The sequence below is a fragment of the Pseudomonas sp. S2_H10 genome (assembly GCF_054668285.1).
In genome coordinates this window covers 5,202,455-5,215,292 of record NZ_CP162754.1, presented here as the reverse complement: position 1 = coordinate 5,215,292, position 12,838 = coordinate 5,202,455, and the positions used below count along the sequence as shown (strand labels likewise).

The window sequence follows — 12,838 nt, the reverse complement described above, 5'->3', positions numbered from 1 at the left end:
ACTTGGCCATGCGCCTGATCAACCGTCACCCGGATCGCCCGAGTCGCCTGCTGCTGGTGATCCTGCCGTTCGCCCTGGTGCTGTTTGCCTACTTGATGGGCTCGGCCGAGCGACTGGCGGATAACCCCAACGACAAGCTGCTGCCCAGCGCCGTGCAGATGAGCGACGCGGTCAAACGCCTCGCCTTTGTCGCCGACAGCCGCACCGGCGAATACCTGCTCTGGCAAGACAGCGCCTCCAGTCTGCGCCGCCTGGCCATCGGCCTAGGCATCAGCGCACTGGCGGGGCTTTGCCTGGGTATCGCCGCTGGCACCCTGCCGTTGTTCGGCGCGCCGTTGTCGCCCTTGCTGACGGTGCTGTCGATGGTGCCGCCGCTGGCGATCCTGCCGATCCTGTTCATCGTTTTCGGTTTGGGCGAGTTATCGAAGGTGATGTTGATCGTGATCGGCATCACCCCGGCGCTGGCCCGGGATCTTGAACAGCGCGCCCGGGAGATTCCCGTGGAACTGCTGATCAAGGCCCAGACCCTCGGCGCGTCCACCTGGACACTGATGCTGCGGGTGGTGCTGCCGCAATTGCTTCCGCGCCTGCTGATCTCGTTGCGGCTGATGCTGGGCTCGGCGTGGCTGTTCCTGATCGCCGCCGAAGCCATCGCGTCCACCGATGGCCTTGGCTACCGGATCTTCCTGGTGCGCCGCTACCTGGCGATGGACGTGATCCTGCCGTACGTGGTGTGGATCACCCTGCTCGCCTGGCTGATGGATTGGGGCCTGAAACGCCTGACTCAGCGTGCTTTCCCTTGGTACGAAGGAGCACGGGCATGAGCTTCATCACGGTAAAAAACGTCTGGCAGCAATACGCCGATCAGGTGGTGCTCGAAGGCCTGAACCTGAACGTCAACGAGGGTGAGTTCTGCACGCTTGTCGGTGCATCCGGTTGCGGCAAATCGACCTTCCTGCGCCTGCTGCTCGGCCAGGAACGCGCCAGTCGCGGCGAGATCCTGCTCGACGGCCAGCCCCTGGCCGGTGAGCCGGATGCCAGCCGTGGCGTGGTGTTCCAGCGCTACTCGGTGTTCCCGCACCTGAGTGTGCTGGACAACGTTGCCCTGGGCCTCGAACTGCCGCGCTCGCCCTTGCTCGGGCGCCTGTTCGGCAGAGCCAAAAAAGACGCCCGCGAACAAGCCTCGATGCTCTTGCACAAGGTCGGCCTCGGTCACTCGCTGGACAAGTACCCGGCGCAGCTCTCCGGCGGCATGCAGCAACGCCTGGCCATCGCCCAGGCGCTGATCATGAAGCCGCGGGTGTTGCTGCTCGACGAACCGTTCGGCGCCCTCGATCCGGGCATCCGCAAAGACATGCACGCCTTGCTGCTGGAGCTGTGGCGCGAGACGCAATTGACGGTGTTCATGGTCACCCATGACCTGTCCGAAGGCTTCAGCCTCGGCACGCGGCTGCTGGTGTTCGACAAGGTCCGCCTCGACCCGCACGCCCCCGGCGCCTATGGCGCGCGCATCACCTACGACATCCCTTTGAACAGCGACCGCCGCGCCACCCGTGCCGCCGTCGACGCCTTGCCGGTGCAACTGGCGGGCACGCTTCGTATCGCTTAGAGGAATTTTGCAAATGACAGATTCGACCCGACTGTTCCCGCCCTTCGCCGAAGAAACGCTCCCCGGCGGCGGCCATCGTTCCTTCGTGTTGAAGCGCGGCCAACTGCTGCGCCTGACCGACATTCGCGGCGGCGCCAACGTCAGCCTGACGCTGCTCAACGCCAATGAAAAAACCGAGCGCCTGAACCTGCCCGACAGCCTCAAGTGCCAACACACCGCCAAGCTCACCACCGGCCACTGCCTGTACTCGGACATGGGCCGCGTGCTGGCCGCCATCACCGCCGACACCTGCGGCTGGAGCGATAGCCTGGGCGGCGTGCTCTGCGCTGAAGAGGTGGCAGAAAAATACGGCGCCGGCCGCTACCAGGAACTGCGCAACGGCTTCTTCCGCAACGGTACCGACAACCTGTTGGTGGAGCTGGGCAAGTGGGGCCTGGGTCTGTCCGACCTGCTGATGACACTCAACCTGTTCAGCCGTGTGAACGTCGACGACGCCGGTCGCTTCCACTTCGTCGAAGGCAATTCAAGGGCCGGTGACTACATCGAGTTGTACGCACCGATGGACACGCTGGTGGTGCTCACCGCCCTGCAACACCCGATGGACCCGGCGCCCGAGTACGCACCAAAACCCTTGAAGCTGAGCTGGATGAACGCCGACGCCAGCGTCGCCGAACACTGCCGCACCTCGCGCCCGGAAAACGAGCGCGGCTTCATCAACACCGACCGTCTGTTCGCCTGAGGATCGCTGCCATGTCACTCGCCATCGCCACTGCACCACAGTTGCCTGAAACAGCGGTCTACCGCGCCACCATCCCCGCCGGCGAACCCTGGCTGATGGAGGTCAGGGCCGGCCAGACCCTGCGCATCCTCGACCTGGAAGGCAATCAGGCCGTCGATACGCTGTTCTACAGCGTCGCCAATCCCAAGGAGCGCTACGACGTACAGCGCACCCTGCGCCGGCAGAACAGCGTGTACCTGAGCACCGGCAGCGTACTGTATTCCAACCTCGGCAAGCCGATGCTGACCATCGTCGCCGACACCTGCGGGCGCCACGACACCCTCGGCGGCGCCTGCGCGCAAGAGAGCAACACCGTGCGCTACGCCCTGGAAAAACGCTACATGCACAGCTGCCGCGACAACTACCTGCGCGCCTGTGTTCACGACGGCCGCCTGGGCAAAGGCGACATCGGGCCGAACATCAACTTCTTCATGAACGTACCGGTCACCGCAGACGGCGGGCTGACTTTCGAAGACGGCATCTCGGCACCGGGCAAGTACGTCGACCTGCGCGCCGAGATGGACGTGATCGTGCTGATCTCCAACTGCCCGCAACTGAACAACCCGTGCAACGCCTACAACCCGACCCCTGCGGAGCTGCTGGTATGGAACTGAAATTCCCGAGATTGCGCCGCTGGTTGTTTGCCTTGTGCCAGGCCCGTTCAGGCCAGTGCCTCAAACCGTCCAAGCACCACTAAACCCTGTGGGAGCGGGCTTGCCCGCGATGGCGGTGTATCAGACAACCGCAATGTTGAATGTCCTGGCCTCATCGCTGGCAAGCCAGCTCCCACAGGGTTCGATGGCGATCTGAAGAGAACTGATTCTGCCGTCGGGGACGACCCCGGCGCTCATCGAAAAACTGCGGGACGGCCCGCATCCCCATCAGGGGTTATGCCATGTTCGAAAAAGTCCTGATTGCCAACCGTGGCGCCATTGCCTGCCGCATCCTGCGCACCCTGCGCGACCTGCAAGTGCAGGGTGTTGCCGTGTATTCCGAAGCCGATGCCGCCAGCCTGCACATCCTGCAGGCCGACGAGGCCCACAGCCTCGGCGAGGGCGCAGCCGCCGGCACGTACCTGGCGGTCGATAAAATCCTCGCCATCGCCAAATCCACCGGCGCCACGGCGATCCATCCCGGCTACGGCTTTCTCTCGGAAAACGCCGCGTTCGCCGAAGCCTGCGAGGCCGCCGACATCGCCTTCATCGGCCCGACGCCCGAGCAACTGCGGGTGTTCGGCCTCAAGCACACCGCGCGCGCCCTGGCCAAACAACACGGCGTGCCGATGCTCGAAGGCACCGAACTGCTCGACAGCCTCGACGCCGCGCTGCTGGCCGGTGAACAGGTCGGCTACCCGGTGATGCTCAAGAGCACCGCCGGCGGTGGCGGCATCGGCATGCGCGTGTGCCGCAGCGCGGCCGAGTTGAGCGAATCCTTCGAAGCGGTCAAACGCCTGGGCCAGAACAATTTCAGCGACGCCGGGGTGTTCATCGAGAAGTACATCCAGCGCGCCCGGCACCTGGAAGTGCAGGTGTTCGGCGACGGCCGCGGCGAGGTGATCGCCCTCGGCGTGCGCGACTGCTCGGTGCAGCGCCGCAACCAGAAAGTCCTCGAGGAAACCCCGGCGCCGAACCTGCCCGACGGCATGGCCGATGAACTGTGTGCCGCGGCGATCAAACTGGCCAAAGCGGTGAACTACCGCAGTGCCGGCACCGTGGAGTTCGTGTTCGACAGCGACGCCCGGCGCTTCTATTTCCTTGAGGTGAATACCCGTTTGCAGGTGGAGCACGGCGTCACCGAACAGGTGTGGGGTGTGGATCTGGTGCGCTGGATGGTGCAACTGGCGGCCGATGACCTGCCGCCGCTGAGCGATCTCGCGAAGGGCTTGAAACCGCAGGGTCATGCGATTCAGGCGCGGTTGTATGCCGAAGATCCGGGTCGCGATTTCCAGCCGAGCCCCGGTTTGCTCACTGCGGTGAAATTCCCCGCCGCCGATGGCAAGCAATTGCGCATCGACACCTGGGTCGAGGCTGGCTGCGAGATCCCGCCCTACTTCGACCCGATGATCGCCAAGGTCATCAGCTGGGCGCCGACTCGTGAAGAAGCCACTGCCGATCTGCATCAGGCGCTGGGTGACAGCCTGCTCTACGGCGTGGAAACCAACCGCGACTACCTGCGCCAGATTCTGCTCGACGCCCCCTTCGCCAGCGGCCAGCCATGGACCCGTTGCCTGGAAGGCCTGGTCTATCAGGCCACTACGTTCGAGGTGCTCAGTGCCGGCACCCAGACCAGCGTCCAGGACTATCCCGGGCGCCTCGGTTACTGGGCGGTCGGCGTGCCGCCCTCGGGGCCGATGGACAGTCGCGCGCTGCGCCTGGGCAACCGTCTGCTGGGCAATGACGAAGGCGCGGCAGCGCTGGAAATCACCATGAGCGGGCCACTGCTGCGCTTCAATTGCGACGCGGTGGTGGCGGTGACCGGAGCGGTGATTCCATTACTACTCAACGGTGAAGCCGTGCCGATGAACACTGCGCTGATGATTGCGGCAGGCGCCACCTTGAGCCTCGGCACCATTGCCGGCGCTGGCGCGCGCAGCTATCTGTGCCTGCGGGGCGGCCTGCAGGTTCCGGATTATCTGGGCAGCAAAAGCACCTTCACCCTGGGGCAGTTTGGTGGGCACGGCGGCCGCGCCTTGCGCGCCGGTGACGTGTTGCACCTGACAGCGCTGAATGACCGCAGCGCCGGTCAACGACTGGCGCAAGAGCAGCTCACCGAGCTCCCTGCGCTTCGGCAGATCCGTGTGATCTACGGCCCCCACGGTGCGCCGGAATACTTCACGGAAAACTACATCGGCACCTTCTTCGCCACCCAGTGGGAAGTGCATTTCAACTCCAGCCGCACGGGCGTACGCCTGATCGGGCCGAAGCCGCAATGGGTGCGCGCCGACGGCGGCGAGGCCGGGCTGCATCCGTCGAACATCCACGACAATCCGTATGCGATCGGTGCGGTGGATTTTACCGGCGACATGCCGGTGATCCTCGGCCCGGATGGCCCAAGCCTCGGCGGATTCGTGTGCCCGGTGACGGTGATCGAGGCGGATCTTTGGCAGCTGGGGCAGCTCAAGGCCGGGGACAAAATCCAGTTCCTGCCCGTCAATCTCCAGACCGCCCGCGACCTCGCCTGCAACTGGGGTACCTGTGGGAGCTGGCTTGCCAGCGATGGGGCCCGACCAGACACCGCATCAACTTCATCGCTGGCAAGCCAGCTCCCACAGGGTCTTATGTCGCCTGTTGTTTTGGAGTTGGGTCAGGGAGACACGAAACTGGTTGCGAGACTCTCCGGCGACACCCACCTGCTGCTGGAAATCGGCGCACCGGAACTCGACCTCGTCCTGCGCTTTCGCGCCCACGCCCTCATGCAGGCGCTGGAAGGCAAACACCTGCACGGCGTGATCGACCTGACGCCGGGCATCCGCTCTCTGCAAGTGCACTACCAACCCGAGCAACTGCCACTGTCCGACCTGCTCGGCATCGTCGCCGGCGAATGGGACGCCGTGTGCACCGCCAAGAACCTGCAGGTGCCCTCGCGCATCGTCCACCTGCCCCTGTCCTGGGACGACCCGGCGTGCCAGCTGGCCATCGAGAAATACATGACCACCGTGCGCAAGGACGCGCCGTGGTGCCCGAGCAACCTGGAGTTCATCCGTCGCATCAACGACCTGCCGAACCTCGATGAAGTGCAACGCACGGTGTTCGACGCCAGTTACCTGGTGATGGGGCTGGGCGACGTCTACCTCGGCGCGCCGGTCGCCACCCCGCTCGACCCGCGCCATCGCCTGGTCACCACCAAGTACAACCCGGCGCGCACCTGGACCGCCGAGAATTCGGTGGGCATCGGTGGCGCCTACATGTGCGTCTACGGCATGGAAGGCCCCGGCGGTTATCAGTTCGTCGGGCGCACGCTGCAGATGTGGAACCGCTACCGCGAGGTCGCCGCGTTCGATGGCAAACCGTGGTTGCTGCGTTTTTTCGACCAGATCCGTTTCTACCCGGTCAGCGCCGATGAACTGCTGCGCATCCGCCGGGATTTCCCCCTCGGGCGCTTCGACCTGAACATCGAACACAGTCAGTTGAACCTGGCGGATTACCAGGCGTTCCTGGCCCGGGAAGCCGAATCCATCGGCGCTTTTCGTGCGCAGCAACAAGGGGCGTTCAACGCTGAACGCGAGCGCTGGATCGCCAGTGGCCAGGCGCATTTCGACAGCGAAGAACCGGCCCTGGAGGCGAGCGAAGAGGCACCGTTGGCCAGCGGTCAACAAAGCGTCGACAGCCACATCGCCGGTAACCTCTGGCAGGTCCAGGTCGAGGCTGGCAGCCGTGTCGAGGCCGGTGATGTGCTGGTGATCCTGGAGTCGATGAAGATGGAAATCCCCCTGCTCGCGCCAATGGCCGGCGTGGTCCGCGAGATTCGCGTGCAACCCGGTTCGCCGGTGCGTGCCGGACAGCGCGTCGTGGTGCTGGAACTCGACTGAACCCAATTTGAAAAGGACTCACGCCATGAACATCGATCTGCAACTCGACGCCCTGCGCAGCGCCTACCGCGACGGCAGCCTCACGCCTCGGCAACTGCTGCCACAGCTGCGGGACAAAGCCGCCGCGCTGAACCCGGACTATCACCTGTTCATCCACTTGCTCAGCTTTGATGAGCTGGAACCCTACCTCGCCGCCCTCGACGGTCGCGACATTGACAGCCTGCCGCTGTACGGCGTGCCGTTCGCGATCAAGGACAACATCGACCTGGCCGGCATCCCGACCACGGCCGCGTGCCCGGCCTTTGCCTACGTGCCGCAGCGTTCGGCGACCATCGTCGAACAACTGCTGGCCCTGGGTGCGATTCCGCTGGGCAAGACCAACCTCGACCAGTTCGCCACCGGCCTCAACGGCAGCCGCTCACCCTATGGCGCGTGCCCCAACAGCGTGTTGCCGGAGTATCCGTCAGGCGGTTCCAGCGCCGGCTCTTCGCTGGCGGTGGCGCTCGGTGTGGCGAGTTTTTCCTCGGGCACCGACACCGCCGGTTCAGGACGCGTGCCGGCGGCGCTGAACAACCTGGTCGGCCTGAAAGCCAGCAAGGGCCTGATTTCCACCGCCGGCGTGGTACCGGCCTGTCGCACGCTCGATTGCGTCACCACCTTCACCGCCACGGCGCGGGAGGCCAGTCAGCTGCTGGCGCTCACCGCACGCCTCGACCCACGGGACGAATACAGCCGCAGCAACCCGTTGTGGAACGACGGCTCGGCGTTCGGTACACCGCGCCCGTTCCGGTTCGGCGTACCGCGTGCACAGGACCTGCAATTCTTCGGCTGCCCTGAAGGCCCGCTGTTGTTCGGTGATGCCGTCGACCGCCTCAAGGCATTGGGCGGCGAAGCGGTGGAACTGGATCTGTCGCCGTTTCTCGAGGCCGCACGCTTGCTCTATGAAGGCCCGTGGGTGGCCGAGCGCTACAGCGTGGCCGGCGAGTTGCTGGCGCAAAACCCCGAGGCCGTGTTGCCGGTGATTCGCGCCGTATTGGCCAAGGCGCCTTCCGTCGACGGCGTACAAACCTTCCGCGCCCAATACCGCCTGCAAGCGCTCAAGGCCCTGTGCGACAACGCGCTGGAAGGCCTCGATTGCGTGATCACGCCAACCATCGGCCGCCCGGTGACGCTGGCGCAGCTCAAGGCCGAACCGGTGCTGCGCAATTCGGAACTGGGCTACTACACCAACTTCATGAACCTGCTCGACTACGCGGCCGTCGCCGTGCCCAGCGCCTTCATGGACAACGGCCTGCCATGGGGCGTGACGCTGTTTGGCCGGGCCTTTACCGATCAGTATCTGTTGAGCGTGGCGGATGCCTTGCAGCGTCAGCGAGACCTCGCCGCGCCAGCACCGGCGACGGTGGCACGGCATGATCGGGCGCGGCTAGTGGTCTGCGGCGCGCATCTGGACGGCTTGGCGCTGAACTGGCAACTCAAGCAGCGCGGCGCCCGCTTGCTGGAATCGACCTTCAGCTCGCCGGACTATCAACTCTACGCCCTGGCCGGCGGCCCGCCGTTTCGTCCGGGCATGGTCCGCGTCAAGGATGGCGGCGTGGCGATTGCGCTGGAAGTCTGGGAGTTGCCCAGCCGTGAACTGGGCTCGTTCCTCACCGGGATACCGGCACCGCTGGGGTTGGGCAAGGTGCAACTGGCGGACGGTCGCTGGGAGAGCGGGTTTATCTGCGAGGCGTATGGGCTGGAGGGTGCGGTGAATATCAGTCATTTGGGCGGGTGGCGTGAGTATCTCAATACGCTGGCATAAACACCAGGCTCATGAGCAATACTGAACCTGTGGGAGCGAGCTTGCTCGCGATAGCGGTGTGACATTCAGCCTCGAAGTGGCAGACACGCCGTCATCGCGAGCAAGCTCGCTCCCACAAGGTCCAGGCAAAATTTACGACCATTCGCCGCGCACATGGAGCAGTTATTTCCCCGCAGTGCCATTAGAATGCGACCATCGGATGACTGCCAATGGAACTGCCATGCCGCTTCGCTCGCCGCTGTACTCTCAACGTTCGTTGGTGCTCACGCTGGTCGCATTGCTGGGCGCAGGCTTTCTCGCCACCTCCTTTCTCAGTTACTACGCCTCCCGGGCCTCGATCCGCGACAACATCGTCAACACCGAACTGCCGCTGACGTCGGACACGGTCTACTCGGAAATCCAGAAAGACCTGGTCAGGCCGATCCTGATTTCCTCGATGATGGCCCGCGACACCTTCATGCGCGACTGGGTGGTCAACGGTGAAAAGGATTCCGACCAGATGACCCGTTACCTCAACGAGGTCATGACCCACTACGGCGCCTACACCGCGTTCTTCGTCTCCAACACCAGCCTGACCTACTACCACGCCAAGGGTGTGCTCAAGCAGGTCAAGGCCACCGAACCCCGTGACGCCTGGTATTTCCGCGTGCGCGACATGCAGGATCCGTACGAGATCAACGTCGACCCGGACCTCGCCAACAAGGACAACCTGACCTTCTTCATCAACTACAAGGTCTACGACTACAACAGCCGGTTCATCGGCGCGGCCGGGGTCGGCCTGACCGTCGACGCCGTGATCAAGCTGATCGACAAGTACCAGCAGCGCTATCAGCGCAGCGTTTATTTCGTCGACAACTTCGGACGCCTGGTGCTCACCGGCGCCGAAGGAGGTCCGCAGGGCGCGCACATCGGGCAGAAGCTCGGTGAGCTCGACAGCATGAAAGAGCTGATCAACCAACTGCCCAAACCCCACAGCGGCAGCTACGAATACTCCGTGCAGGGCCAGGGACATTTCCTCAACGTGCGGTTTATCCCCGAGCTGAACTGGTACCTGTTCGTCGACAAACGCGAAGACAGCGCCCTGGGCGAAATCCGCCAGTCGCTGTATCTCAACCTGCTGATCTGCCTGTTGGTCACGCTGATCGTGCTGGCGCTGCTCAACCGGGTGATCAAACGCTTCCAGGACAAGATCCAGACCCAGGCCATCCTCGACAGCCTGACCGAACTGCCCAACCGTCGCGGCTTCGACCTGCTCGCTGCACAGGCCATGCACGAAGCCCAGCGCGAACCACAACCGCTGACCGCCCTGCTGCTGGACCTCGACCACTTCAAGGTGCTGAACGACACCTACGGCCATCTGGCCGGCGACCAGGTGCTGATCGGTTTCGCCCGGGATCTGGAAAGTTGCCTGCGGCACTCCGACATCGTCTGCCGCTGGGGCGGTGAAGAGTTCATCGTGCTGCTCAAGGACACCGACGGCAAGACGGGCCTGATGATCGCCGAGAAAATTCGCCAGCACGTCGAACAGCAGCGCTACGCCTACAACGGCCAGGCCTTGCAGGTGACCGTCAGCATCGGCCTCACCACCCTGCAGCCCGATGACACCTTGCACAGCCTGCTGTCGCGGGCGGATCATGCGATGTACCGGGCCAAGCAAAGTGGCCGTAACCGAACCTGCGTGGAAATGTCTCACTCCGTCCATGAACCCGCCTGACCTCTGCCCCGCCTGCGGCGCGCCCAACGACTGCACCCTGGCCGACCCACGAACCGCCGACCGCGCCTGCTGGTGCTTCGGCGTCAGCATCGACCCGGCCGTGCTCCAGGCGCTGCCGGTGGATCTGCGCAACGCCTCCTGCCTGTGCCCGCGCTGCGCCGAGGTCGAAGCGCAGTTGCAAGCAGCGGCCGAATCGATCAAGTAAGATGCGCGGCCCTTTCTTCACAGATCCGTAAGTCATGCGTGTCGACCGATTCCTCAGCAACCTGCCGTGCTTCAACCGCAAGCAGGTGCGCCTGTTGCTGGTGGAAAAACGCGTCAGGGTTGACGGACAGATCGTCAGCGACCCGCACAGCGAAGTCCGTGAATTCAGCCGCGTCGAAGTCGACAACGAGGTGCTGCAAGCCGGCAAACCCCTGCGCCATTTCATGCTGCACAAGCCCGCCGGATGCGTCAGCGCCACGCAAGACCCGCAGCACCCGACCGTGCTCGATCTGATCCATGAGCCGAACAAGGACGAACTGCACATCGCCGGACGCCTGGACTTCAACACCACCGGCCTGATGTTGATCACCAACGACGGCAGCTGGTCGCGACGCCTGACCCAACCGCAGACCAAGCTGCCCAAGGTCTATTACGTCGAAACCGAGCAGGACATCGGCCCTGAATACGCGATCAAGTTCAGCGAAGGCCTGTACTTCGCCTTCGAAGACCTCACCACGCAACCGGCCGGGCTAGAGCTGCTCGGGCCGAAATGCGCGCGCCTGAGCATCGTCGAAGGCCGCTATCACCAGGTCAAGCGCATGTTCGGCCACTTCAACAACAAGGTGATGCGCCTGCACCGCGAACGCATGGGACCGCTGGTGCTCGACGACGCGTTGAAACCGGGCGAATACCGCCCGCTGACCGATGATGAGATCGGATTGATCTAAGCCACCGACCGCTCAGCAGAAGTTGTCGAACAATTTACCAAAGGCACTTGCGCGATGACCTGAGCCCTGCTTGAATCAGGACGTCGGCCGAAATGTGACCGACGAGTCACTCCATACTTCTAAGAAACTTTTTGCCGGTAGGAGCCCAAGGGTTCCGGCCTCATCCGGCAGACTGCCCGCCAATAACAATACCCGTCGACCGGACTGCAATGGATCGACATGGGCCTCTCAAATTCCAGGCGTATGCCTACCTGTCACAAAGCTCGTGCAATCTCATTTGCGCGCATACCCGCTTGCCAGGAGTCTTATGACATGAGGCCAGAAATCGCTGTGCTGGATATACAGGGGCAGTATCGGGTCTACACGGAGTTCTATCGCGCAGACGCCGCAGAGAAGACCATTATCCTGGTCAACGGCTCGATGGCCACGACTGCGTCGTTTGCACAAACCGTGAAAAACCTCCATCCGCAGTTCAACGTCGTCTGCTACGACCAGCCCTATGCGGGCCGGTCAAAAGCCCACAACCTGCATGAAAAAATGCTCACCAAGGAAATCGAAGGGCAGATCCTGCTGGAGCTGATCGACCACTTCGCCGCCGAACACGTGCTGTCGTTTTCCTGGGGTGGCGCGGCGACCATGGTCGCGTTGTCGCAACGGCCACGGCGCATCGAAAAAGCCGTGATCAGTTCGTTCTCCCCGGAAATCAACTCGCACATGCTCGATTATCTCGAGCGCGGCGTCGATTACCTCGGCAGCCGGGACGGTGACCGGGTAGGCAACCTGGTGAACAGCACCATCGGCAAGCACCTGCCAACGTTGTTCAAACGCTTCAATTATCGGCACGTCAGTTCCCTGGCCGAGCATGAATACGGGCAGATGCACTTCCACATCAACGACTTGCTGCAAAGCGATCGCCAGTGCTTTTTCAAGGCCGCACAGAAAATCAACGTACCGGTGTTGTTCATGAACGGCGAATGGGACGAATACACCGCCGCCGAAGGCGCCCGGCTGTTCGCCAATCACGTGCAGCACGCCACCTTCACTACCTTGCAGGCCACGGGGCACTTTCTCGACATGGAACACAAAGCCGCTTGCCGGGACAGCCGCAATGCACTGATGGGCTTCCTGAAACCGGCACCGCATGAAAGCCGACCGCGTTACCACTACGTCCAGGACCACCATGCATTGTCCATCTGAAACAGCATCATCGCGAGCAAGCCCCGCCCTGCCGGATTGAACATATTCCGCAGGCGCGAGGCTTGCCCGCGATCGACCGTCTTGCCGTGCCCGTTTTTCAGTTACATCAGAGCTAAACCCGCCCCACGCAAAGAAAAACTTCAAATCGCCGGCCGTATCTGGTACAAAGTCAGCGCTCTGAGCGGGTGTCGTATAATGGCATTACTCCAGCTTCCCAAGCTGATAACGAGGGTTCGATTCCCTTCACCCGCTCCAATCGAATTTTGATCTCACGTC

10 protein-coding genes and 1 tRNA gene are annotated in these 12,838 nt (G+C 63.2%); all 11 read left to right on the top strand.

What is annotated here, in order from left to right:
- Window positions 1–8: 8 nt before the first annotated feature.
- The 11 genes from AB4O16_RS23390 (at window position 9) to AB4O16_RS23340 (ending at window position 12,817) form a co-directional block, all read left to right on the top strand.
- Window positions 9–824 carry an ABC transporter permease gene (locus AB4O16_RS23390; protein WP_460155920.1) on the top strand — a complete coding sequence of 272 codons (816 nt, stop codon included), beginning with the start codon at window positions 9–11 and terminating at the stop codon, window positions 822–824.
- Window positions 821–1,609, top strand: coding sequence for an ABC transporter ATP-binding protein (locus tag AB4O16_RS23385; protein WP_460155919.1), 789 nt, complete (start codon window positions 821–823; stop codon window positions 1,607–1,609). Before AB4O16_RS23390 ends, AB4O16_RS23385 begins: the two co-directional genes overlap by 4 nt.
- Before the next feature lie 13 nt (window positions 1,610–1,622).
- A complete protein-coding gene (locus AB4O16_RS23380; protein ID WP_160389124.1) occupies window positions 1,623–2,348 on the top strand; it encodes an urea amidolyase associated protein UAAP1 in 726 nt (241 codons plus the stop codon).
- 11 nt (window positions 2,349–2,359) lie between these two features.
- Window positions 2,360–3,001 (top strand): urea amidolyase associated protein UAAP2, encoded by a 642-nt coding sequence (locus tag AB4O16_RS23375; protein ID WP_460155918.1) that lies wholly within the window; start codon window positions 2,360–2,362, stop codon window positions 2,999–3,001.
- 281 nt (window positions 3,002–3,282) lie between these two features.
- Entirely contained in the window at window positions 3,283–6,915 is a 3,633-nt protein-coding gene (gene uca, locus AB4O16_RS23370; RefSeq protein ID WP_460155917.1) for an urea carboxylase, read from the top strand.
- Window positions 6,916–6,940: 25 nt separating this feature from the next.
- Window positions 6,941–8,719 (top strand): allophanate hydrolase, encoded by a 1,779-nt coding sequence (gene atzF / locus AB4O16_RS23365; RefSeq protein WP_460155916.1) that lies wholly within the window; start codon window positions 6,941–6,943, stop codon window positions 8,717–8,719.
- A gap of 220 nt (window positions 8,720–8,939) precedes the next feature.
- Complete coding sequence (locus tag AB4O16_RS23360) at window positions 8,940–10,433, top strand: sensor domain-containing diguanylate cyclase (protein WP_160389120.1); 1,494 nt, start codon at window positions 8,940–8,942, stop codon at window positions 10,431–10,433.
- Window positions 10,420–10,638: a cysteine-rich CWC family protein gene (locus AB4O16_RS23355; RefSeq protein WP_460155915.1), complete on the top strand. Its 219-nt coding sequence runs from the start codon at window positions 10,420–10,422 to the stop codon at window positions 10,636–10,638. Before AB4O16_RS23360 ends, AB4O16_RS23355 begins: the two co-directional genes overlap by 14 nt.
- Window positions 10,639–10,672: 34 nt before the next feature.
- The gene (locus AB4O16_RS23350) at window positions 10,673–11,365 is read left to right on the top strand and encodes a pseudouridine synthase (RefSeq protein ID WP_160389119.1); all 693 of its coding nucleotides are present in this window, start codon (window positions 10,673–10,675) and stop codon (window positions 11,363–11,365) included.
- Window positions 11,366–11,677: 312 nt separating this feature from the next.
- On the top strand, window positions 11,678–12,562 hold the full coding sequence (locus AB4O16_RS23345; protein ID WP_160389118.1) for an alpha/beta fold hydrolase: 885 nt from the start codon (window positions 11,678–11,680) through the stop codon (window positions 12,560–12,562).
- Between the two features lie 181 nt (window positions 12,563–12,743).
- Window positions 12,744–12,817, top strand: a tRNA-Gly gene (locus AB4O16_RS23340).
- Window positions 12,818–12,838: the final 21 nt, after the last annotated feature.